The sequence below is a fragment of the Qipengyuania pacifica genome, assembly GCF_019711555.1.
Classification (GTDB): Bacteria; Pseudomonadota; Alphaproteobacteria; order Sphingomonadales; family Sphingomonadaceae; genus Qipengyuania; species Qipengyuania pacifica.
In genome coordinates, this window is record NZ_JAIGNQ010000002.1 from 372,964 (window position 1) to 395,827 (window position 22,864).

General features: G+C 61.3%; 25 protein-coding genes. 7 read left to right on the top strand and 18 right to left on the bottom strand.

Annotation, left to right across the window (positions count from 1 at the left end; genetic code table 11):
- Nucleotides 1-101 precede the first annotated feature (101 nt).
- The 3 genes from K3177_RS07065 to rpmF are packed head-to-tail and all read right to left on the bottom strand — an operon-like array spanning nt 102 to nt 2,308.
- On the bottom strand, nt 102-1,067 hold the full coding sequence (locus tag K3177_RS07065) for a beta-ketoacyl-ACP synthase III (protein ID WP_345725368.1): 966 nt from the start codon (nt 1,065-1,067) through the stop codon (nt 102-104).
- A complete protein-coding gene (gene plsX / locus K3177_RS07070; protein WP_196846500.1) occupies nt 1,064-2,101 on the bottom strand; it encodes a phosphate acyltransferase PlsX in 1,038 nt (345 codons plus the stop codon). The genes K3177_RS07065 and plsX overlap by 4 nt, the downstream gene beginning before the upstream one ends.
- A 27-nt stretch (nt 2,102-2,128) precedes the next feature.
- Nucleotides 2,129-2,308 (bottom strand): 50S ribosomal protein L32, encoded by a 180-nt coding sequence (gene rpmF, locus K3177_RS07075; RefSeq protein WP_067464131.1) that lies wholly within the window; start codon nt 2,306-2,308, stop codon nt 2,129-2,131.
- 242 nt (nt 2,309-2,550) lie between these two features.
- Between rpmF and K3177_RS07080 the strand changes: the two genes are divergently transcribed.
- Nucleotides 2,551-2,949 (top strand): MAPEG family protein, encoded by a 399-nt coding sequence (locus tag K3177_RS07080; protein ID WP_221597697.1) that lies wholly within the window; start codon nt 2,551-2,553, stop codon nt 2,947-2,949.
- A gap of 40 nt (nt 2,950-2,989) precedes the next feature.
- On the opposite strand, the gene K3177_RS07085 is transcribed toward K3177_RS07080, so the two are convergent.
- The 3 genes from K3177_RS07085 to K3177_RS07095 all read right to left on the bottom strand — a co-directional run bounded on the left by K3177_RS07085 (nt 2,990) and on the right by K3177_RS07095 (nt 4,889).
- On the bottom strand, nt 2,990-3,631 hold the full coding sequence (locus K3177_RS07085; RefSeq protein WP_196848128.1) for an MBL fold metallo-hydrolase: 642 nt from the start codon (nt 3,629-3,631) through the stop codon (nt 2,990-2,992).
- A 90-nt stretch (nt 3,632-3,721) separates the two neighbouring features.
- Entirely contained in the window at nt 3,722-4,057 is a 336-nt protein-coding gene (locus tag K3177_RS07090) for a hypothetical protein (RefSeq protein ID WP_221597698.1), read from the bottom strand.
- 142 nt (nt 4,058-4,199) lie between these two features.
- Nucleotides 4,200-4,889, bottom strand: coding sequence for a LexA family transcriptional regulator (locus tag K3177_RS07095; RefSeq protein WP_221597699.1), 690 nt, complete (start codon nt 4,887-4,889; stop codon nt 4,200-4,202).
- Between the two features lie 139 nt (nt 4,890-5,028).
- Here K3177_RS07095 and K3177_RS07100 point away from each other — a divergent pair, with 139 nt between their 5' ends.
- The gene (locus K3177_RS07100; protein ID WP_103024814.1) at nt 5,029-5,247 is read left to right on the top strand and encodes a hypothetical protein; all 219 of its coding nucleotides are present in this window, start codon (nt 5,029-5,031) and stop codon (nt 5,245-5,247) included.
- Entirely contained in the window at nt 5,237-5,590 is a 354-nt protein-coding gene (locus tag K3177_RS07105) for a hypothetical protein (protein WP_221597700.1), read from the top strand. Before K3177_RS07100 ends, K3177_RS07105 begins: the two co-directional genes overlap by 11 nt.
- A gap of 22 nt (nt 5,591-5,612) precedes the next feature.
- Here K3177_RS07105 and K3177_RS07110 read toward each other — a convergent pair whose 3' ends face one another.
- The 9 genes from K3177_RS07110 to K3177_RS07150 form a co-directional block, all read right to left on the bottom strand.
- Nucleotides 5,613-7,046 (bottom strand): aldehyde dehydrogenase family protein, encoded by a 1,434-nt coding sequence (locus tag K3177_RS07110; protein ID WP_221597701.1) that lies wholly within the window; start codon nt 7,044-7,046, stop codon nt 5,613-5,615.
- 49 nt (nt 7,047-7,095) lie between these two features.
- Nucleotides 7,096-8,034: a D-2-hydroxyacid dehydrogenase gene (locus tag K3177_RS07115; RefSeq protein ID WP_221597702.1), complete on the bottom strand. Its 939-nt coding sequence runs from the start codon at nt 8,032-8,034 to the stop codon at nt 7,096-7,098.
- Between the two features lie 37 nt (nt 8,035-8,071).
- Nucleotides 8,072-8,392 carry a DUF559 domain-containing protein gene (locus K3177_RS07120; protein ID WP_158246665.1) on the bottom strand — a complete coding sequence of 107 codons (321 nt, stop codon included), beginning with the start codon at nt 8,390-8,392 and terminating at the stop codon, nt 8,072-8,074.
- Nucleotides 8,380-9,825, bottom strand: coding sequence for a cysteine--tRNA ligase (gene cysS, locus K3177_RS07125; protein ID WP_221597703.1), 1,446 nt, complete (start codon nt 9,823-9,825; stop codon nt 8,380-8,382). Before cysS ends, K3177_RS07120 begins: the two co-directional genes overlap by 13 nt.
- Before the next feature lie 26 nt (nt 9,826-9,851).
- Complete coding sequence (locus K3177_RS07130; RefSeq protein WP_221597704.1) at nt 9,852-10,526, bottom strand: nitroreductase; 675 nt, start codon at nt 10,524-10,526, stop codon at nt 9,852-9,854.
- 269 nt (nt 10,527-10,795) lie between these two features.
- Complete coding sequence (cobT, locus tag K3177_RS07135; protein WP_221597705.1) at nt 10,796-12,619, bottom strand: cobaltochelatase subunit CobT; 1,824 nt, start codon at nt 12,617-12,619, stop codon at nt 10,796-10,798.
- Nucleotides 12,620-13,279 (bottom strand): fructose-6-phosphate aldolase, encoded by a 660-nt coding sequence (fsa, locus tag K3177_RS07140; RefSeq protein WP_221597706.1) that lies wholly within the window; start codon nt 13,277-13,279, stop codon nt 12,620-12,622.
- The gene (locus K3177_RS07145) at nt 13,276-14,121 is read right to left on the bottom strand and encodes a sugar phosphate isomerase/epimerase family protein (protein WP_221597707.1); all 846 of its coding nucleotides are present in this window, start codon (nt 14,119-14,121) and stop codon (nt 13,276-13,278) included. The genes fsa and K3177_RS07145 overlap by 4 nt, the downstream gene beginning before the upstream one ends.
- 45 nt (nt 14,122-14,166) lie before the next feature.
- A complete protein-coding gene (locus K3177_RS07150; protein ID WP_221597708.1) occupies nt 14,167-14,862 on the bottom strand; it encodes a DUF4197 domain-containing protein in 696 nt (231 codons plus the stop codon).
- A gap of 65 nt (nt 14,863-14,927) precedes the next feature.
- Here K3177_RS07150 and K3177_RS07155 point away from each other — a divergent pair, with 65 nt between their 5' ends.
- Nucleotides 14,928-17,093, top strand: a complete 2,166-nt coding sequence (locus tag K3177_RS07155) for a primosomal protein N' (RefSeq protein WP_221597709.1) — start codon at nt 14,928-14,930, stop codon at nt 17,091-17,093.
- Here the strand turns inward: K3177_RS07155 and K3177_RS07160 are convergent.
- Nucleotides 17,090-17,476, bottom strand: a complete 387-nt coding sequence (locus K3177_RS07160; RefSeq protein WP_345725369.1) for a winged helix-turn-helix transcriptional regulator — start codon at nt 17,474-17,476, stop codon at nt 17,090-17,092. The genes K3177_RS07155 and K3177_RS07160 overlap by 4 nt on opposite strands.
- Before the next feature lie 80 nt (nt 17,477-17,556).
- Between K3177_RS07160 and K3177_RS07165 the strand changes: the two genes are divergently transcribed.
- From K3177_RS07165 to K3177_RS07175, 3 genes are all read left to right on the top strand, one after another.
- A complete protein-coding gene (locus K3177_RS07165) occupies nt 17,557-18,153 on the top strand; it encodes an FMN-dependent NADH-azoreductase (protein WP_221597711.1) in 597 nt (198 codons plus the stop codon).
- A gap of 34 nt (nt 18,154-18,187) precedes the next feature.
- Nucleotides 18,188-19,753: a cryptochrome/photolyase family protein gene (locus K3177_RS07170; protein WP_221597712.1), complete on the top strand. Its 1,566-nt coding sequence runs from the start codon at nt 18,188-18,190 to the stop codon at nt 19,751-19,753.
- A gap of 255 nt (nt 19,754-20,008) precedes the next feature.
- Nucleotides 20,009-20,914 carry an OmpA family protein gene (locus K3177_RS07175; protein ID WP_221597713.1) on the top strand — a complete coding sequence of 302 codons (906 nt, stop codon included), beginning with the start codon at nt 20,009-20,011 and terminating at the stop codon, nt 20,912-20,914.
- 70 nt (nt 20,915-20,984) lie between these two features.
- Here K3177_RS07175 and K3177_RS07180 read toward each other — a convergent pair whose 3' ends face one another.
- Together K3177_RS07180 and K3177_RS07185 are read right to left on the bottom strand one after the other, a co-directional pair.
- Complete coding sequence (locus tag K3177_RS07180; protein WP_221597714.1) at nt 20,985-21,746, bottom strand: siderophore-interacting protein; 762 nt, start codon at nt 21,744-21,746, stop codon at nt 20,985-20,987.
- A gap of 70 nt (nt 21,747-21,816) precedes the next feature.
- A complete protein-coding gene (locus tag K3177_RS07185) occupies nt 21,817-22,860 on the bottom strand; it encodes a bifunctional transcriptional activator/DNA repair enzyme AdaA (RefSeq protein ID WP_221597715.1) in 1,044 nt (347 codons plus the stop codon).
- Nucleotides 22,861-22,864: the final 4 nt, after the last annotated feature.

Below are 22,864 nucleotides of genomic sequence, written 5' to 3' on the forward strand. Positions count from 1 at the left end.
GCGACCCTGAGCGAGAATGCGACCCAAATTCAAACTTCGCCAAGCAATATAGAGGTTTGCCGCAGTTCTGGCAAATCGGCTCGGCGTATTTTTGGCCGCACCTACATACGTGCGAGCGATGCGCCCCATGTGAAGCCGCCACCCATCGCTTCGAACATGACGAGATCGCCCTGTTTGATGCGACCGTCCTGCACGGCCGTGTCGAGCGCCAGCGGCACGGACGCGGCCGAGGTGTTGGCGTGACGATCGACGGTGACGACCACCTTTTCGGATGGCAAATCGAGTTTGCGCGCGGTGGCATCGAGAATGCGGGCATTGGCCTGATGCGGCACCACCCAGTCGATGTCCGCGGCATTCATACCGGTTTCTTCGAGCACTTCGCGCAGCACATCGGCCAGATTGACCACGGCGTGGCGGAAAACCTCGCGGCCCTTCATGCGCAGCTTGCCGACGGTACCCGTAGTGGACGGTCCGCCGTCGACATAGAGCATGTCCTTGTGCGCGCCTTCTGCATGGAGGCGGCTGGCGAGGATGCCCGGGCCGTCTTCGGCCACGTCCTTCGCCTCGAGCACGATTGCGCCCGCGCCATCACCGAAGAGTACGCAGGTCGTGCGATCGTCCCAGTCGAGAATGCGGCTGAAAGTTTCGGACCCGATCACCAGCGCCTTCTTCGCCATGCCGGTCCGCAGCAGCGAATCGGCTGTGGCCAGCGCGTAAAGGAAGCCCGAACACACGGCCTGGACGTCGAAGGCGACACCGCCGCCGCAACCCAGAGCCGCCTGAACCTGCGTGGCCGTGGCGGGAAAGGTATGGTCGGGCGTGGCCGTGGCCAGAATGATCAGGCCGATTTCGCCAGCGTCGACCCCTGCCGCAGCAAGCGCCTTGCGCGATGCGTCGATAGCGAGGGTGGAGGTGGTTTCGCCTTCACCAGCGATGTAGCGTTGGCGGATACCCGTGCGCTCGACGATCCAGTCGTCGCTGGTATCCACACGTTCAGCCAGATCGGCATTGCTGACGCAATTGGCCGGCAGCGCCGAGCCGGTTCCCGTGATTACGGAGCGGATCACTTGGCTGCCAATCCTTCTGTGCCGACTGCGGCAAGATCGTGTTTGATGCGGTTGGTAATGTCGTCCTCCAGCAGCCGGGCAGCAACCTCGACAGCGTTGGCGACGCCCTTGGCATTGGCGCTGCCGTGGCTTTTCACCACCACACCGTTGAGGCCGAGGAAGACCGCGCCATTGTGATTGTTGGGATCGAGATGGTGGCGCAGCAATTCGGTGGCAGGGCGCGACACGAGGAAGCCGATCTTGGAACGCACGCTGGAAGTGAATGCCTGGCGCAGCAGATCGGTCACGAACCGTGCCGCCCCTTCGATGGCCTTGAGAGCGATATTGCCGGAAAAACCGTCACACACGACCACATCGCATTCGCCGCGATTGATCTTGTCAGCTTCGACATAGCCTTCGAAGTCCATGGCAAGACCGGTCGCGGCGCGCAGCGCTTCGGCGGCGGCCTGGATATCTTCGGTGCCCTTGGTTTCTTCGGTACCGATGTTGAGCAGGCGCGTGCGCGGCCGTTCACGCCCCGTAACGACGCGGGCATAGGCAGCCCCCATGATGGCGAACTGGACCAGATTGCGCGCATCGCATTCGCGATTGGCGCCAAGGTCCAGCATGACCACATCATTATCGGTAAGCGTCGGGAGCAACGCGGCAAGCGCCGGCCGATCAAGACCGGGCATGGTGCGCAGCGCAAGCTTGCTCATCGCCATCAGCGCGCCGGTATTGCCGGCACTGACCGCAGCGCCGGCATCGCCCTGCTTCACGGCATTGACCGCCAGACCCATGCTGGTGGTCTTTGCGCGGCGCAAGGCGCGGCTCGGCAGCTCGTCGCCGCCGACCACGTCGTCGCTGTGCAGGATCTCGGAGGCCCCAGCCATGCCGGGATGGGATTCGAGCGCGGCCTTGATCCGCGCTTCGTCACCCACCAGCAGGAACTTGAACTTGTCATGGCGGCGCCGCGCAAGCGCAGCCCCTTCGACCATGACGCGCACGCCTTCATCACCGCCCATCGCATCAACGGCGATACGCGGCAGACTCATGCGGATTCTCCGGCTTTGCTGACGGTCTTAAAGACCGACGGCGATGATTTCGCGACCGTTATAGTAGCCGCAGTGCGGGCACAGATTGTGCGGACGCTTGAGTTCACCGCAGTTCGAGCATTCGTGATGCGCTTCAACCTTGAGCGAATCATGCGCACGGCGATTGCCGCGACGGTGGGGCGATACTTTCCTCTTGGGGACGGCCATGGCGGCACCTGTTCCTCAAACAATTTCAATCAATTTCGGTGGCCGCCCTAGGGGATGGTCCGGCACCGCACAAGAGCGCGTGAACCCGAATATCCCGACCGTGGCGGTGAAGGCGCGCGCTATAGCGAAATTCACAGGGGATGCAACCCGTCTCGCTGCCTGATCGGCATTGCGCGGCGCGAACCATCACCCTAGCACCCCAGATGGGTCTCCGGTGGAGAGATCGCAAGGGAAGGACAAACATGGGCGTTATCCTGCCGGTTACACTGACCGCGGCTGCAGCAGCGGCAATCATAAATCTCTGGCTGAGCATTCGCGTAGGCCAGATGCGCATGGCGACGAAGATTTCCGTCGGCGACGATGGCGGCGGCCCGCTGACCGCCCGGATGCGGGCGCAGCTCAACTTCGTGGAGAATACGGCCTTCGTACTGGTGCTGGTCGCGGGCATAGAACTGGCAGGCCGCGGGAATCCCTGGCTGGCCTGGGTGGTTGCCATCTACATGCTGGGCCGTGTCGCCCACGGTTTCGGTATGGACGGAGGGACGCTGGGCAAAGGTCGCTCCATCGGGACGATCATGACGATGGTGACACAGCTCGGACTGGCGGCGGTAGCCGTGCTGATCGTGCTTGGCGTGATGTAGATTCTGCAGGCCGGGACATGCCTCCCGGCCCGGCACAGTATCAGGAGAGCGCGTAGTCGCTGACGAAGGCGTTGGTCTTGCGTTCCTGCCCGAATGTGCTGGTGGGGCCATGACCGGGGATGAAGGTCACATCGTCGCCCAGTGGCCAGAGCTTCTGCGTGATCGCATCGATCAGGTCCTGGTGATTGCCCATGGGGAAATCGGTACGCCCGATGCTGCCCTGGAAGAGAACGTCGCCGACGACGGCAAACTTGCTGGGGCGATGGAAGAAAACCACGTGGCCGGGCGTGTGGCCGGGGCAGTGGATGACCTCCAGCGTCAGATCGCCCACAGTAACGGTGTCGCCATCTTCGAGCCAGCGGTCGGGTTCGAAAACCTGACCGTTCACGCCGTATTTTGCGCCGTCATCATCCAAGCGGCTGATCCAGAAACGATCAGCTTCCTGCGGCCCTTCGATGGGCAGGCCGAGTTCCTTGGCCAGCACCCCGGCTTCGCCGCAGTGGTCGATATGACCATGAGTGATGAGAATCTTTTCCAGTTCGACACCGGTCTTTGCCACGGCGGCCTTCACCTTGTCCAGATCGCCGCCCGGATCGATCAGCGCGCCCTTGTTGGTCGCAGTGCACCAGATCAGCGAGCAATTCTGCTGCAGAGGGGTGACCGGGACGATACCGGCTTTCATCGGGGGCTTGCTTGCAGTGTCGGTCATGCGGGCTGAAATGGCTGCGCGCCTACCCTTTTGCAAGCGCGCATTGCCATTGCCGCCCGCGTATCAGAGGCGACGGAAATCGGTGATCCGACCGCTTCTGTCGAAGGTGCAGCCGAAGCGATCGCGATCGCCACGGCGCGTTTCCATACGCCCGGTGACCACTACCCTATCGCGGCTTTCCTGATTGACAGAGTTGATCGAAACTCGCCCGTAGCGCGAAGCTTCACGCCCGCAGGCGTTGACAGCGGCGCGTTCGAAATCGTCGCGACCATTATAGCCATATCCGTAATCGGAACCGTAGCCATCCGAGCCGCCGCCAATTCCGCCGAGGCCGTAACTTGCGCAACCGGACAGCGACAGTGCGCCGGCGATAGCGATGGGAAGTAGAGCCTTGCGCATACGATGTCTCCTCGTGTGATGTCCCTGCCACATCCACCGGAGCGCCAGGAGTATGGGAGTTACGTCGTCACCCGGCGTTTGTTCCATTTGCGCATGCTCGCCACCCTGGACACCACGATCCACAGAGGAGTTAGGCATAGGGTCAAAGCCTGCCCCCTTTCCACACGACCCGACCGATGACCTCGATTTCGTCGCGCGCCAGTTCGATCGGCGCATAGGCATCGTTGGCGCTGATCAGCGCGATGTCGCCGGGACCGCGGGACTGGACCTGCTTGACGTGAAGCGCATCGCCGATGCGGACCACGAACACTCCCTCCCCGCCCCGCTTGTTGCGATCGACGAAGATCTCGTCACCCGAACGTAGCAGCGGTTCCATGCTGTCGCCTTCGACCCGGATAGCGGTCAGGTCGGCGCCCTCCAGCCCCATCTCGCGCAGCCAGCGGCGGGAGAACTGAAAGGAGTCATAGGAAATTTCCTCTGCACTGAAGGCACCCGGCCCGGCCGAAGCCTCCAACGGCAGGCGCGGCACCTGCACGAAGCCTTCAGTGTCGCCCGAGTCCTGCATTCTCGAGGAGCGGGGCCGGACGATCTCCCGCGTGGCGATCACCTCGTGATCGACGCCCAGGAATTCGGCAATCTTCATCAGGTCCGGCTCGTCCAAATGCCGGGGGCTACCACGACCGACATATTGGTGCAGATAGGCCGGATTACGCCCGATCAGGCGGGCCAGGGCCGACAGACTGTGACCCTTCTCACGGATGATCTCCCGCAACCGTGCGCGGGCATAGCGTTCCTCGGGCTCGTACCGATCGAGCGGTTCGACAAAGTCCATGACCGGCCTCCTTGTTGGTTGGTTCGCGGAAAAATCCTATATCATAGTATTTTTCCTAGACAAGTAGGATTTCGATTGGAACAAATACGGAACACGGCGAGCGATTCGTCTGTCAGACCAGCCTACCGGGAGCCTTCGCATGCTGATCCGATCCGTCGAGAAATTCCTCAGGCAGCACAAAATGCCGGCCACCAAATTCGGCCGACTGGCCATTCAGGACCCGCGATTCGTGCTCGATTTGCGGATGGGTCGCGAACCGCGCGACCGCACCGAGCAACGCATCCGCGGGTTCATGGCAGGCTTCGAAGCTGCCCGCACTGTCACCCCCGCCGCCCAGGAGACTGCCCATGTTGCTTGAGAGTAATTCAGCCAGATCGCCCCGGCCCCGCCGGACGGCTGCGGATCGTGTTCGCAAGGCTCTCGCCGAACTGCATGGCGGCCACGGGGAAGCACTCACCCATATGGAGAAAGCGTGGGCGAGCATCACTTTCGCTGGCACCCGCCATTCGCTCAAGCTTGTGTTCGCGGGAGCGGACGCCGTCGCGACTGGCGAAGTGCTCGTCGCGGAACTGCCAGAACACGAATTTGCCATTCCCGGCCAGATCGTTGCGGACGCAGCGATATTAGAGGTCGAGCATCGGCTGATACCCGAGCCGCGGCTGATGGTGCAGTGCGAACTGCTGTTGCTGGAGGAGAGTTGATTCGTCCGGCAACGCGACGGGGTCAGTTTCGGCGGACGACGAGATTCCTGATTTCGGTCATGTCTTCCATGGCGAATTTGATCCCTTCGCGGCCCAGACCCGAATCCTTCACGCCGCCGTACGGCATGTTGTCCACCCGGTAGCTGGGCACGTCGTTGATAACCACACCGCCCACTTCGAGCCGGTCCCACGCATCGAACATCTTGAACAGGTCCCGCGTGAAGAGGCCCGCCTGCAGACCGAACGTGCTTCGGTTAACCTCTGCCAGCGCATCGTCGAAGTCGGAGAATTTCTGGAGGATGGCAAGCGGGCCAAAGGCTTCTTCGTTGAGCGCCTTGGCATCCTTGTGCACGTTTTCGAGCAGTGTGGCTTCGAGCATGTTGCCCTTGCAGCCGCCGCCGGTCAGCAGGCTGGCGCCGCCATCGATGGCATCGTCAATCCACCCCTTGAGCCGGCTCGCTTCCTTTTCCGAGATCATCGGTCCGATAAAGGTATCGCGGTCCTTGGGATCGCCCGCGACCAGACTCTTGGTCTTCTCGACCATCATATCGCGGAACCGGTCGTACACGTCTTCGTGAATGATGATCCGCTGGACGCCGATGCAGCTCTGCCCGCTCTGATAGAATGCGCCGAAGATGATCCGTTCCAGCGCGTCATCCAAATCGGCATCCCGGTCGACAACGACCGCAGCATTCCCGCCGAGTTCGAGCACCACCTTCTTCTTGCCCGACTTGGCCTTGAGCGCCCAGCCAACGGCAGGCGAGCCAGTGAAGCTGAGCAGCTTCAGCCGCTCGTCTTCGGTAAACATATCGGCGCCGTCGCGATGGGCTGGCAGAATCGAGAAGGCCCCTTCCGGCAAATCCGTTTCCGCCAGAACTTCGCCCATGATGATGGCGCCAAGCGGGGTCATGCTGGCAGGCTTCATCACGAACGGGCAGCCCACGGCGATGGCGGGGGCAACCTTGTGTGCAGCGAGATTCAACGGGAAATTGAACGGCGAGATGAAGCTACAGGGCCCGACCGGAACGCGTTTCCAGATCGCCTGATAGCCCTTCGCCCGTTCTGAAATGTCGAGCGGCATGACTTCGCCATACATCCGCACCGATTCTTCGGCCGCGATACGGAACGTGTCGATCAGGCGCGTGACTTCGCCTTCGCTGTCCTTGATCGGCTTGCCCGCTTCGACGCAAAGGGCATAGGCCAGCTCGTCGAAGCGTTCCTTGAAGCGATCGACACAGTGCTGCAGCACCGCCTGCCGTTGGTAGCTGGCGAGCTTCGCCATCGGTTCCGTGGCCTGCACCGCCCCCGCGATCGCCTGATCGATGATTTCGGGCGTCGCCAGGGCGGTCCGGAAGGCGACCTTGCCGGTGAACTTGTCCGTCACCTCGAGATCGGTGTTCGGCTGCTGCGCCTTGTTGTTCAGATAGAGCGGGTAGGTTTCCTTGAGGCTGGGCATGTGATCTCCTGTTCGGAGCATCAACGGCGCGACAAGCGGGAGCGTTCCGTCAGTAGCCGAGCTCGAGGTCGAGCTGCGGCTGGACGGGTTCGCCCTTGTGCCAGCGTTCGAGGTTTTCGATGAAGCGATCGGCGGACCGCTGGAACATCTTCGTCTGCGCCCTGCCAGACAGGTGCATGGTGACCTGCGCATTGCCAAGTTCCCACAAGGGGTGATCTTCGGGCAGTGGTTCGGGATCCGTCACGTCGAGCAGTGCCGCTTCGATCTTTTCTTCCCTCAGGGCAGCGACCAGTGCTTCCTGATCGACGACATCGCCGCGGGCGATGTTCACCAGCACACCGTTCGGGCGCATTGCAGCAAGTTCCAGCGCGCCGATCATGTGCTTCGTTTCGGGAGTGGATGGCACGGCCAGCACGACCCAGTCGAATTCGCCCAGTTTCTGGCGCCATTCGCCCGGACGAAGCGCACCGTCGGCACCCGAACGGCGCACGGGAACGACCGTCATGTCGAAGGCTTCGAGGCGTGTCTTGATCAGCGAACCGATGGCGCCCATGCCGAGCAGAAGCACACGCTCGCCCGACAATTCCCGCTTGCCCGGACTGTCACGCAGCCATTCATGACGATCCTGCGCCCGCACCACATCGCGATATCCCTTGGCATGGGAGAGCATGAGCATGACGACATATTCGGCGATGGTGATGGCATTGATGCCGACCCCGTTCGTGACGACCACACCGCGTTCTTTCAGAATGTCGAGAGGCATGAAGTCGAGCCCGGCATAGATCGAATTCAACCATTTGAGGTTGGTCGCCGCCCGGGCAATTTCGATCATGGGTTCTTTTTCATTGAGATCGAACCAGCCGATCGCTGCCTGCGGCGCGAAATCCAGCGCCTGTTCCTTGCTGGTGAACCACAGCGGCTCGACCCATTCGGGAAGGCGCGGTTCGACCAGTGGGCGGATCATGGCGGACAGGGCGGCTTTGGTCATCGATTTCTCCTCGACGCCTGTCATTGCCGCTCAGAAACTATTTCGCAAACCGTTCCTTGCGACGGGTAGCGATGTCGAGGATTGCTTCCGCAACTTCGCCGGCATTGCGCAGCACGTGGCTGGGCGGAACCTGCATGATGTCGACCTTGTGCCGATCCTGCCATCGTTCGCGCGCGGCATCGTCCCGTGGGCGGAACGGATCGTCATCCACTTCGATGGCGAGATGCGCCTCTTCGCAATAGAACGGCAGAACGAAATCCTCTGCCGGATGGTCGCGGACGAAAAACAAGCCCTGCGGCGTGTCTTTCAGATGTTGCCACAGGAGTGCTTGCGGATCGGCCTTCGTCAAAGCTTCCATTCCCATCCGAGAGGATCACCATCCATAACCTCTACGCCACCGTCTGCAAGACTTTCCCGAATCGCGTCCGACGCGGCGAAATCCTTGGCTACGCGCGCTTCCTTGCGGCGGAACAGTTCGGCCTCGATCTCGGCTTCGGTAATCCGGGCATCGCTGGGGCGAATGCGAAGATCTGTACGGGTCAGGCCGAACAGGCCCAGTCCCAGGACCCGATCCATCTCTTCGATGACAGCGCGCTTTACACTGGCGTCGACCTTTTTCATCGCCAGCGTCTCTTCCAGAGCGACCAGGGCGACCGCCGTGTTCAGATCATCCGACATGGCGGCTGCGAACTTGTCCCGCACGGCTGCAAATTTCGGGTGCGAAGGATCGCCTGCGGACGCGTCCTGCAGCTTTTCCGCCGCCATGACGATCCGCTTCAACCGCGTGAGGGCGGCCCCAAGCCCCTCCCACGAAAACTCCAGCTCGCTGCGGTAATGCGCCTGGAGGCACATCATGCGGTAGGCGAGCGGGTGGTAGCCCTTGTCGATCAGCAATTGCAGACGCAGGAATTCTCCCGAGCTTTTCGACATCTTCCCCGACCGTTCGACGAGGAAGTTGTTGTGCATCCAGATCTTCGCGCCCGAATGGGTCGCCACGTCGAGCCCGCCACAACCGCAGAAGGCCTGGTTCTGCGCGATCTCGTTGGGGTGATGGATTTCGCGGTGATCGATGCCTCCGGTATGGATATCGAAGGGGAAGCCGAGCAGCTTTTCGCCCATGACCGAGCATTCGAGATGCCAGCCGGGCGCGCCCTTGCCCCACGGACTGTCCCATTCCATCTGCCGTGTCTCGCCCGCAGGTGTCTTGCGCCAGATGGCGAAATCAGCCGCGTTGCGCTTGCCCTCTACTGTTTCGATCCGGCCCTCACCCTCTTCGGTCACCGCGCGAGCAAGCCTCCCGTAATCGGCGACTGTCGACACGTCGAAATAGAGGCCGGTGTCGAGTTCGTAACAATGCTTGTCGGCAATTCCCTTTGCGAAATCGATCATCTCGTCGATGTAATCGGTCGCCACCGACCACTTGGTCGGCTCGCGGATGTTGAGCGCCTTCACGTCCGCCCAATAGGCTTCGGTGTAATGCTTGGCGATGTCCCAGATCGACTCCGCCTTGGCCGCAGCCATCTTTTCCATCTTGTCTTCGCCCGCATCGCCATCATCGGTCAGATGACCCACGTCGGTGATGTTGATGATGTGGGTGAGCTCGTAGCCCTTCCAGCTCAGCGTGCGGCCAAGGACATCGGCAAAGACGTAGGCGCGCATGTTGCCGATATGGGGATAGTTGTAGACCGTCGGCCCGCAGCTGTAGACGCGCGCTTCCCCCTCGTGAACGGGCCGGAATTCCTCCAGTTTGCGGGTGAGCGAATTGAACAGCTTCAGGGGCGCGTCGGTCATGAAACGCGCATTAGGTGGCGGCACGCCTACTGCCAACCCTCCCAGCGCACGCTCTCGTCGGTCCCGGCGCGTTTGACGTCGAAATTGTTCACCGGCGCTTCTGTATCGCGGTAGCCGATTGCCATGCCGCAGAAGAAGATGTGGTCTTCGGGAATGTCGACCACTTCGCGGATCTGCGGCGAATAGACCGCCCAGGCTTCCTGGAAGCAGCAATCGAGCCCTTCCTCGCGCAGCAGCAGGGCGATGGTCTGCAGCCACATACCGATATCACTCCACTGTGGAGGCCCCATGTATTTCGGCGTGTGGACCAGCATCAATACGGGTGCCCCGAAGGCCTGGAAATTGCGTGCGAACCACATCAGGCGCTTGGCCTTCTCCTCACGGGAGATTTCGAGCGCGCCGTACATATCTTCGCCCACCCCGCGGCGGCGTTGTTCGTAGGCGCCATCCAGTTCGGGGGGATAGACGTGATATTCGGGCGCATGCGCCGCGCGGCCCTTGGGAAATTCCTCCGCAATCCGGTCGAACAACTTTTGCAGCGGATCGCCGGTCAGGAGGATGCCGTGCCACGGCTGGGTGTTGCCACCCGACGGTGAACGCTGCGCCTTTTCTAGGATACGTGCCAGCATTTCACGCTCGACAGGCGTGTCGAGAAATGCGCGGACGGAACGGCGCGACTGAACGGCTTCGGTGACGTTCATCTGAATGCTGAAATCACGATCAGTATTGCCCCAATGCTCATACCCACAAGGCTGACAGCACGTAACTTTGTGATTGTTGCATGTTCTGGTGGAGGATACGCCTCCAATTGCCGCCGTTCTTCAAAATAGCTTTCGGACGCACCGGCCTTTAATTCGTTCAGCCTCTTCCGCCACCCTTCTACGCTAGCGACATTTTTCTCAGGCCGCCAAAGACCGGATAAAGACCAAATAATTATTAGCATGCCGGTGAGTGCTAGCGTCCAATCCATTCAGCCGTCCACCTCGAACAAATCCGCCAACTGCTCGATGATGGTCCCGCCAAGCTGCTCCACATCCATGATCGTCACCGAACGCTTGTAGTAACGGGTGACGTCATGGCCGATGCCGATCGCGGCAAGCTGGACGGGGGACTGCTTCTCGATCCAGTCAATGACCTTGCGCAAATGTCCCTCGAGATAACCGGCCTGGTTTACGCTCAACGTGCTGTCGTCGACCGGCGCGCCATCGGAAATGACCATCAGGATGCGGCGGTCCTCGGGGCGGCGCAGCAGGCGATCATGCGCCCACAGCAGCGCTTCGCCGTCGATGTTCTCTTTCAGCAGACCTTCGCGCATCATCAGGCCGAGATTGCGGCGCGCACGGCGCCAAGGCTCATCCGCCTTCTTGTAGAGAATATGCCGTAGATCATTGAGGCGACCGGGATTGGCAGGCCGCCCATCGGCCAGCCACATCTCGCGGCCCTGCCCGCCCTTCCAGGCGCGGGTTGTAAAGCCCAGAATTTCGGTCTTCACGCCGCACCGCTCCAGCGTGCGCGCAAGTATGTCGGCACTGATTGCGGCAATGGAAATCGGCCGACCACGCATCGAACCCGAATTGTCGATCAGCAGCGTGACGACCGTGTCCTTGAACTCGGTATCGCGCTCCATCTTGTAGCTAAGTGCGTGACCGGGGCTGACGACCACCCGCGTCAGACGCGCGGCATCGAGCAGGCCTTCTTCCTGATCGAAATCCCAGCTGCGGTTCTGCTGCGCCATGAGGCGGCGCTGTAGGCGATTGGCAAGACGTGTAACCACGCCCTGCAATCCGGCGAGCTGGCTGTCGAGATAGGTCCGCAACCGGTCGAGTTCTTCGTTATCGCACAGTTCCGGTGCTTCGACGATCTCGTCGAATTTCTCGGTGTAGGCCTTGTATTCGAAAGTATCGGGAAGATCGGTCCATGGCCGATTTGGCCGGACGGGCTGCATGCCTTCTTCGCCGTCGTCCGAAGGGTCGCCGTCGGCCATTTCCTGCTCGCCATCGACTTCCTGATCGGCATCCCCTTCCGCCTCACCGTCGGTGACTTCGCTGCGCGCATCGGCAGCCTGCGGCTCGGCCCCGCCTTCGTCTTCCTCGTCGGCTTCCTGTTCTTCCGGGTTTTCGCCTTCTTCGTCCTCGCCATCTTCGGCATCGGTCGGTTCGGGACTATCGGGAAGGGTAAGGTCGAGATGCCGCAGCATATCGAGCGTCAGATCCTGGAAGGCGCGCTGATCGTCGAGGGCATCGGCGAGCCCGTCCATATCGGTGCCGATCTTTGCAAGAATATCGTCTCGAACCAGATCGACGGCCGCTTGAGCCCGTTCGGGGATCGCCTCGCCGGTCAAAGCCTCGCGCAGCATCAGCGACAGCGCCGTGGGAAGCGGTACGTCTTTCGCTTCGTCCGCGCGCACTATCGGATCCGACGCCGTACGGAGCTTTACTGCCGAATTCAGATTATCGCGAATGCCTGCATAGTGGGTCGAACCGATCGCCTCATAGCGAACTTGTTCGACGGCATCGTAACAAGCGCGTGCGATGGGCTCTGGCGGCGCGCCCTTGTTATGAAGCGCCTCGTTATGATGGCGCAGCTTCAGCGCGAAGCTGTCAGCGAAACCGCGCGCCTCGATCGCCTGATCACGGGGAAGATTTCGGCCAGGCAGCGGGACACGGAAATTCTTACCCGATTGCGCAGGAGCATCCGCGCTCCACGCCACCTCGACCTCAGGCTCGTTCGCGAGCGCGCGCGACGCGCTCGTCAGCGCCTGTTTGAAACGGTCGAGGGGCGTCTGGTCGGTCATTTACTGCGTCGGAATGCTTTGACCGGTCTTCGCCCAGTCGGCGACGAAGCCCTCGATGCCCTTGTCGGTCAGGATATGCTTGAACAGACCCTTGATTACGGCAGGCGGCATGGTGGCGACATCGGCCCCGATCAGCGCGCTCTTGAGCACGTGAACCGGGTTGCGAACCGAGGCGACGAGAATTTCCGTCGCGAAATTGTAGTTGTTATAAATCTGGCGAATATCGGCGATAAGCTCCATGCCGTCGAAGCCATTATCGTCATGCCGCCCCACGAAAGGCGAAACGAAGGTCGCCCCCGCCTTGGCTGCGAGCAGCGCCTGATTGGCCGAGAAACACAGCGTGACGTTGACCTGTGTGCCGTCGCCGGTCAGCTTCTTGCAGGTCTTCAGGCCGTCGATCGTCAGCGGAACCTTGATACAGACATTGTCGGCGATCTTTCGCAGCGTTTCCGCTTCCTTCATCATCGTGTCGTGATCGAGCGCGACGACTTCAGCACTCACCGGCCCATCCACGATGTCGCAGATTTCCTTGGTCACTTCCATGAAATCGCGGCCCGACTTTGCGATCAGCGACGGATTGGTGGTGACGCCATCGAGCAGGCCGGTGTCGGCCATTTCCCTGATGTCGGCGATGTCGGCAGTGTCGACGAAGAATTTCATGGATTCGCGCTCCGGAAGGCGTTTGAAGTTGTGTCCTGCTGCAAGGGCATAGCGCGCAGCGAGTCAAGACTTGCGGCTAGGCTGGCCCACGGATCGGATGCATCGTCGCGCTCGACCAGAAAGTGTCGCACACCCTGTCGCTGCGCCTGAATGATGATTTGAGCCAGCGGCAGCGTGCCTTCGCCCACATCGGCCATGCTTCCGTCACCCGCCATATCCTTGAGATGAAGATGGGTGACCCGATCGGCATGCCGTCGAAGGAAACGCAGAGAATCTTCGCCCGCATAGGCCAGCCAATATGTGTCCAGTTCGAAGCCGATACGCGGATCGAGCTCGTCCATGAGCAGATCGATGGGACGGATCCCGTCTATCTCTGCAAACTCGAAATCATGGGCGTGATACGCGATCCGCACGCCTTCCCGCTCTGCCAGGTCGGCGATCAGGTTCAGTTGTTCCACCCAGTCTCGCCATTGAGCCAAGGTTTGACGCTGATCTTCAGGCAACCAGGCGAGAATGAGTGTATCGCTGCATAGCGCCCTGGTTTCCGCGATTGCAGCCGCCGGATCCGTACGCAGCAACGGCCAATCTGCATGCACAGCCGCAACTCGCAGTTCCAGCGCACGCGTTTGCTGACAAATCGCCTCAGGCTTGGCCCCGAAGGTCCCGGCAATTTCCACCTCGCGATACCCCAGATCGGCAACGCGACGCAGCGTTGCGAGAGGATCGGCCGCCATGCTTTCACGCACCGTGTAAAGCTGCGCGCCGACGATCGGGCCGGGCTCGATCACAGGTGTGCTACAGGCTGTGGTGCCCAGAAGGAAAGCGGCGAGAAGGGTTCGCATGGATGTTCTATGCCATTCCGCGCCCGGCGCGCCCAGCCGTCTAGATCAATATTGCGCAGCGGCTCCAAACACGCCGATGATCAGAGGATCACGTGTCGCCCTCGGATCACGGCGGATCGCCGCTTCCTCCGCACCGATTTCCCGCCAGATCGTGTTGTCCAGACTGGTCGCGAAACGATTGGTCGCCCCAGCGAAATCAACACCCGTCAGCCCCTGGATGAGTTCGCCGACCAGAGGGTCCTGCGAAATGCGTATCGCCTGGCCCAGTTCCGGCACCATCGCTTCCACCAGCGTGGCCCCCATCGAACCGCGCAGGAACGTGGTCGCCGCCGTCGGCCCGCCGCGCACAAGGTCGAGAGCATTGTTGATGCCAATTACACGAACGGCATCGGTAACCAGCGGTGCGGCCCGCGCTGCTCCATCATAGGCGATGTCGCCGAATGCGCGGTCCAGCCGATCCTTGAACAGGGCCGAGGTCAGTATCCGCGACAGGACATCCCCGCGGGCGCCCAGCAGATTATTGAAACCGACCTGTGCAACCTGCTGGTCCCAGAACCCGTCCGCCTGCAGCATGCGTGCGAAGGCCCGCTCGCTCGACAGGAACAGCATACGCTGCACGGCATCGACGAGACTGAAGCGCGGCACCGACGTACAGGCCGGCAGCAAAAGCAGCCCGCCCGATGCCGCCATGCCGCCAAGCAGGGCACGTCGCCCGGTGGGTTTCACGAGAATATCATTCATATTGTTGGTCCTCATTTCATCCCACCCTTGTTTCCATAGCCTTGCGCCGCCCATATGGCCGAGCGATGAACCGCGTGCGCTGCCTTGTCCTCAATGCTGCCTTGGGCCCCCTTGATTACAAGGTGCCGGAAGGCCTTAGGGTCGAACCCGGATCGGTGGTCGAATGCCCGCTCGGACCGCGGACAGTGATCGGAATCGTCTGGGAGGCCGAACGGCTGCCGGGAACCGAGGTTCCGGCCGAAAAGCTGCGACCGCTACGCGGTATACTACCCGTCCCGCCGCTTTCGGCCCCTCTGCGCCGCCTGATCGAATGGACAGCCGATTACTACGTCGCTTCTCTCGCCGGGGTGGCAAGAATGGCGCTGTCGTCCGGGGGCGCGCTGAAGGGCCCGGCGACGATGACCGAATATCGCCTCACCGGCGGCTTGCCGGAACGCATGACGCCCCAGCGCCAGGCAGCCATCGACGCACTGGACGGCGAGCAGGCCAATATCCGCGAACTGTCGGGCATTGCAGGCGTGTCCGAAGGAGTCCTGCGCGGGCTGGTCAATCAGGGCGTGCTCGAACCTGTCGAGGTGGATTGCGACCGGCCTTACGACACTGCACGCCCGGATTTCGTACAGGTCGATCTGAGCGCTGAGCAGCAGGCTGTCTCCGACGTGTTCTCCGCTGCGGTGCGCAAGCGGGACTTCGCACCGTTCCTGCTCGATGGGGTAACCGGATCGGGCAAGACGGAAACCTATTTCGAACCTGTGGCGGAAGCCTTGCGCATGGGGCGGCAGGTGCTTGTGCTGCTGCCCGAAATCGCCTTGACCGAGAACTTCCTCCACCGGTTCGAAGAACGCTTCGGCGCTGCCCCCATCCTGTGGCATTCCTCGCTCAAGTCGACCGAGCGCAGGCGTGCCTATCGCGCGGTTTGCGAAGGCTCGGCGCAGGTGGTGGTCGGCGCGCGTTCTGCCCTGTACCTGCCGTTCGCAAAGCTCGGGCTGATAGTCGTCGACGAAGCGCATGAGACGAGTTTCAAGCAGGAAGACGGCGTGCGCTACAATGCGCGCGATGTCGCCGTTATGCGCGGCCATTTCGAAAAGGTGCCCGTCATTCTCGCAAGCGCCACCCCGGCGCTGGAAAGCCTTCAGATGGCAGAAAGCGGGATTTACGAGAAGGTCGATCTACCCAGCCGCTTTGGCGGCGCGGAATTGCCGGCGATCGAGTTGATCGATCTGACCGAAGAAAAGCCGCCTCATGGCATGTGGCTGGCGCAGCGGCTGGTCGACGGGATCGAGGAACGGCTGGAGCGCGGCGAACAATCGCTGCTGTTCCTGAACCGGCGCGGCTATGCACCGCTGACCTTGTGCCGCAATTGCGGCTTCCGGTATCAATGCCCCAATTGCAGCGCCTGGCTGGTCGAGCATCGCTTCACCCGCCGGCTGGCCTGCCACCATTGCGGGCACGAGGCGCTTGCACCGCAAGCCTGCACCGAATGCGGCGAACCCGATTGCCTCGTCGCCTGCGGCCCGGGCGTGGAACGGATTGCCGACGAAGTGGCCGAACGGCTCTCGCAGGCCCGCGTATTCGTGGCCACGTCGGACACGCTCAATTCACCGGGCCGTGCCGCAGAATTTATCGCTGCGGTCGAAGCGCGTGAAATCGACGTGATCGTCGGCACCCAGCTTGTCACCAAGGGGTTCCATTTCCCCGAGCTGACGCTGGTCGGCGTCGTCGATGCCGATCTGGGGCTGGAAGGTGGCGATCTGCGCGCAGGCGAAAGGACGTATCAGCAGGTGGCCCAAGTCGCCGGGCGTGCCGGACGCGGTTCAAAGCCGGGTGAAGTCCTGATCCAGACGCGCCATCCCGAAGCCCCGGTGATCGCCGCACTCGCTGCGGGGGACCGGGACGCTTTCTATTCTGCCGAAACCGAAATGCGGCGCGAGGCCGGCGCTCCGCCGTTCGGTCGCTGGGCCTCGATCATCATATCGTCGGAAGACGACGGCGAAGCGCGTGAGGCGGCCAATCGCCTTGGTGCTTTCCGGCCGGATGTGGCGGACTGCATGATCCTGGGACCGGCCCCTGCCCCCATGGCCCTGCTGCGCGGGCGCTATCGCTATCGTTTTCTCATCAATGCCCGTCGCAGTGTGCAACTACAGCACGTCATACGGCGGTGGCTGACACAGGTCGATCACCCCGCAGGCGTGCGCGTGGCGGTCGATATCGATCCCTACAGTTTCGTCTAATCCTGTTCGCTGTCGAACACGGCGCGAGCGGCTTCTACCTTGCCGATGTTGGCGATAGCCCAATTGCCGAGCTGGGCGACCGGGTTGCACAAGGATTTGCCGAGCGCGGTCAGCGCGTAATCGACACGGGGCGGCACGGTCGGCGTCACTGCGCGACTGACGAGCCCATCCCGCTCCAACCCGCGCAGCGTCCGGGTCAGCATGCGCTGGGAAATACCGGGAATTTCGCGCCGCAATTCATTGAACCGCCGCGATTCCCCGGTCAGCGCCATCACCACGCGCACGGACCATTTATCCCCGACACGGGCGAGAATGTCGTTCACGGCTGTACATTGCGGCGCGTCGTGAACTTCAAGGGTTACACCGGTGTCCCTATCGGACACAAAAGTGCCTTCTTGTGCAAGTCGGGTTGTAGTTTCCATATAGCCTCCAAGTTATCGATAGTAACTACGGAGTTTCAATAGTGCAAATCCTTCGCATCGACAGTTCGACCACCGGCGATCAATCGATCAGCCGCAAGCTGACCGACGAGCTGGTCGCTCACTTCACGGCCAAACATCCCGATGCCACGCTCGTCACCCGCGACCTCGTCGCAGAACCGCTCGCTCATATCGACCCGATCACCACCAAGGCGATCCGCACTGCGCCCGACACGCATGAAGAAGCCGTTGCGGCTGCCTATCCCGACCAGCGCGCGGTGCTCGACGAATTTCTCGCGAGCGACATCGTCATCGTTGGCGCGCCGATGTACAATTTCACCATCCCCTCGCAGCTCAAGGCATGGCTCGATCGCCTCGGCGTGCCAGGCGTCACGTTCCAATATTCGGAAGCTGGACCGGAAGGCTTGGCGGGCGGTCGCAAGGTCGTGATCGCATCGGCGCGTGGCGGCGAATATTCCAACGATCAGATGGCGGAAAACCAGGAAAGCCTGCTGACGACTTTCTTCGGTTTTATCGGGGTGGACGACCTTCATTTCGTGCGCGTCGAAAAAGCTGGCTTCGGTCCCGAGGCGATCGCCGCTGGAATGGAAGCGGCAAAAGAAACGATCGCGAAACTCTGAGGCACCAAGACGGACGCCGGGCATTGAAACGGCAATGCCCGGCCCCGTTCTCGTTCCCATACTCGGCGATCAGCTGAGTCGCCAAATCGCGTCGATCCGTGGTTGCGCCAAGGACGACACCATCATCCTGATGATGGAGGTCTGGGACGAGGCAACATACGTCAAACATCACAAGCAGAAGATCGCCCTGATCTTTTCAGCCATGCGCCACTTCGCCGACGAGTTGCGCGAAGCCGGCTGGACGGTGGATTACGTCAAGCTCGACGACAAAGACAATGCGGGCAGCTTTACTGGCGAACTGGCCCGCGCGGTCGAAGACCATGCACCGCGCCTGATCAGGGTCGTGGAAGCGGGCGAATGGCGGGTCCGCCAGGACATGGAACAATGGCCCGATAAATTCCCCTGCGACGTGCAGATCCTGCGAGACGACCGCTTCATCTGCCCCCAGCCGGAATTCGATGAATGGGCCGAAGGCCGCACCGAATTGCGGATGGAGTTCTTTTATCGCGAAATGCGCCGAAAGACCGGCCTGCTGATGGATGGGAACAGGCACGAAGGCGGAGAATGGAACTACGATAGCGAAAACCGCCAGCCACCTAAGGAAGGCCTTGCCGCGCCGGAACGCCCGAAGTTCGAACCAGACCAGATCACACAGCAGGTCATCGAACTGGTCGAAGATCGATTTCGCGATCATTTCGGCAGCCTCGAGAAATTCGAATGGCCCGTCACGCGCGAGGAAGCAGAAGACGCTGCCGACGCGTTTTTCGCCGAACGGATCGAATGCTTCGGTCCCTATCAGGATGCAATGGTCGCGGGCGAGGACGACCTGTTTCACTCTATGCTGTCCACCAGCCTCAATCTCGGGCTGCTCGACCCGCTCGATCTCTGCCATCGCGCCGAGCAAGCCTATCGTGACGGCAAGGCGCCGCTCAATTCGGTGGAAGGCTTCATCCGGCAAATCATCGGCTGGCGAGAATACGTGCGCGGCTTCTATTGGAACCAGATGCCGCATTTGCAGACTGCCAATGAACTCAATGCGCAACGGGGGCTGCCCGAATTCTACTGGACAGGCGAAACCGACATGGCCTGTCTTGCCGACTGTATCCGTTCGACGCGCGATAACGCGCATGCGCACCATATCCAGCGCCTGATGGTGCTCGGCAATTTTGCATTGCTAGCGGGTATAATTCCGCGCGACGTACAGGACTGGTTCCTTGTTGTTTATGCCGATGCTTACGAATGGGTCGAACTGCCCAATGTGTCGGCCATGATCCTTTATGCCGATGGTGGGAAGCTCGCGTCCAAACCATACGCCGCCAGCGGAAACTACATCAACAAGATGAGTAATTACTGTGCGGGCTGTGCATACTCGCCGACCAAGAAGACCGGCGACGGCGCATGCCCGTTCAACCCACTATATTGGCACTTTATGCACCGGCACCGTGACCGGCTGGAAAAGAACCGGCGGATCGGCCGGATTTACGCCAATTGGGATCGGATGGGGTCTGAAAAGCAGCGGGACTATCTGCGCAGTGCAGATCGCTTCCTCGACACGCTGACTCAGGCCCGTTCGGGCTGGGCTCGCCGCAAAGATGGTTAACGCTGCGACCTCCTGAACGTCGCTTCACCGCATATTGAGGTCAGATTGACGACTCGTTTGGAGACAAATGGGGGGACGTTCATTTGCGCATAAGGTCGACCTGCACACCGGTGCGGACCCGCGGCCGTGTGCCGCATGTGATTGATGATGGACAAAGGGGGCTCATTTGCCCGCATATGCTTAACGGAGGGGGTGCACCGGACAGGTTTGGTCCGGGCACATGGCACATGCGGTTGACGGTTTAAGGAGAAGATTATGACTGCCATTTCCAAAAGTTCGAAGACATTGGCCATAATTGCCGCACTGACTCTGCCTGTGACCGGTAGTGTCTACGCACAAGAAATCGCACCGCAGGACGGTCAGGACGGTGAAGTTCTAACCACTGTCACCGGCACCACTCCCAGCGATCTGTCCGGCATGCCCGATGGCCCGACCGTCGAAGGCGTCATTTCCGCTCGCACGGACGACAAGATGCAGGTTACCACTGTCGATGGCGCGCGCACCATCGTAGCGATCAGCCCGGCGACTGAAATCCGCAGCAGCGGCGGCTTCCTCGGCCTTAACAAGGATACCCTGCCCCCTGCGGATCTCCTGAATGGTCTGCCTGTCGAAGTGCAGACGGTCGAATGGGCCAATCGCGGTCTGATCGCGACCAAGGTCGCGCTCAAGAGCAAGGACCTCAAGACGGCGCGGATGATTCATAACGGAACGGATCAGCGCTTTGCTTCCAACGAAGCCGCCACCGAGGCTTTGCGTGGCCGGGTCGCCAATATCGACGAATACAACGTGAAGGGCGTCACCAACGTCTATTTCGACACGGGCAAGTACACCCTGTCGGATTCCGCGCGGGCCGAACTGTGTCAGGCCGCTGGCCAGGCAGATGCAACATCGAACGCCCTGCTCCTCGTCGTCGGCTACACCGATTCGACCGGCGATTACGAGTTCAACCAGGAACTCAGCGAAAAGCGCGCGGCGCGCGTCGTCAACTTCCTCCAGCAGGAATGCAAGTGGGCCCCGTATCGCATGATGACGCCGACCGGCATGGCCGAGGCGGATCCGGCGGCGGATAACACGACCGAAGCCGGCAAAGCGCAGAACCGCCGCGTTGCCGTCAACATCCTCGTCAGCAAGAGTGTAGACGGGATGGGTTCCGGGTTCTGATCCGAACCGATCTGTCAGCGAAAAGGGCGGGCCTCACGGTCCGCCCTTTTTCTATCGGTCGTTCATGCAGTCAGGATACCAGCTGAGCATCTGCATCCGCCCGCTTGATCTCTTTGTGTTCGTCTTCGATCAGTCCGTGCTTCCAGTAACTCGAGATATAAAGATCGTCCCCGCCAAGGCCCATCTGACCGCGCAGGTAATCGCGCAGTTTCCGCATCGAGGTGAATTCGCACGCTGCCCACGCGGCGATCTTTCCTTCAGGCTGCCCGATCGATCGCAGCGCGTCGACCAGGAGATCGGGATACCGTCCCGGTTCCGGATTGATAAGCCAACGGATCCGCATCCCTTCGGGAGCGATGATGTCCGGTCGGTCTGCCTCATCCTGTATCTCGATGACGGCTAATCCCCGAGCATTCGCAGGAAGAGCAGAAAGGTTGACGCTGATGGCTGGCAAAGCGGTCATATCACCAGCGACAAGATAGAAGTCGCGATCTTCCGGCAGGGGCTTGGGCAATCCAGGCCCTCCGACCAGGACGGTATCACCCGGCTTTGCCGATAGGGCCCAGCGTGTCGCTGGCCCTGCGGCTTCTCCTCCATGCAATGCGAAATCGACGTCGATGGCATCACTGCGTTGATGGCGGATCGTATAGGTTCGAATCACCGCTTTCGATGTTGCAGTCGGTGGCGACAGAATGAGTTTGACATAACCGCCTGCAAAGCCGGTGGGAAAGTCTCTCAGCTCATCGCCGCCCAGCGTGATGCGGATCATCGATGGGGACAGGCGCTGGCTGGATTGGACTGTAAGGGTTCGCGGGCTTGGTCTCGTGCTCATCGACCTCAGTTAATGCGAATCATTCGCAGTTCAAGCCCGATCGTTCCGCCTGTTCTCAAGGCGACCGCCCTTACCTCCGTTCCCGCTTCAGCAATTCGCGCTTGATATCGGGGCCATAAGCATAGCCGCCCAGGTCGCCGCCCTTGCGCACGACGCGGTGGCACGGGATCAGAACGGCCACATTGTTCTTTGCATTCGCGCTCCCTGCCGCGCGTACGGCCTTGGCATTGCCTGCCGCCGCGGCGATTTCCGAATAAGTGCGCGTTTCGCCGGGAGGGATCGCACGCAGCGCGTCCCAGCACGCCTCCTGAAAAGCGGTTCCTTTCACGTCCAACGGGATATGCGAAAAATCACCCGGTGCCTCGACGCTGGCCACGACCTCGGCGAGCAATTTTGCGAACGCGTCGCCGCCTTCCACAAGCTCGGCCTTCGGGAACCGGTGTGCCAGCTCGCTCTCGTCCTCGCCGAACGACAGGCGGCAGACGCCCTTCTGCGTTGCTGCGACGAGCATCGGCCCCATGCTCGTTTCGACCACCGCCCAGTTGATCGTCACGCCCGCTCCGCCGTTCGCCCATGCACTTGCCGTCATTCCCAGCCGTCCTTTCGTATCTTCGTAAAAGCGCGATGCCGATCCATAGCCGGCCTCATAGATTGCGCCGGTCACGCTTTCACCGGCCGAAAGGGAATTGCGCGCACGTTCTTCGCGCAGGGCCCGGGCGTAGCTCGCCGGCGAAAGACCGATCGCGCGCTTGAAGATGCGCTGGAAATGCGTCGGCGAATAGCCGGTCAACTCGGCCAGAACCGCGAGCGAAGGGACGTCTTGCGCATTGCGGATCTCGTCGATCGCGGCCAGGACGGCTGCCTCGTCCCGCCCGACATCGTCCGGCAGACAGCGCTTGCACGCCCGCAAGCCCGCCGCCCGCGCCGCCGCACAATCGGTAAAGAAGCGCACATTGCCCCGGTCCGGATGTCGCGCGGCGCAGGATGGCCGGCAATAGATACCCGTGGTCAGCACGCCGGTGACGAAGCGCCCGTCATAGGTTCGGTCGCGCCGCATGACGGCGGCCCAGGCAATGTCGTCGGTGATGGTCACGGCAGCCTCCCTATAGCGCATGGAA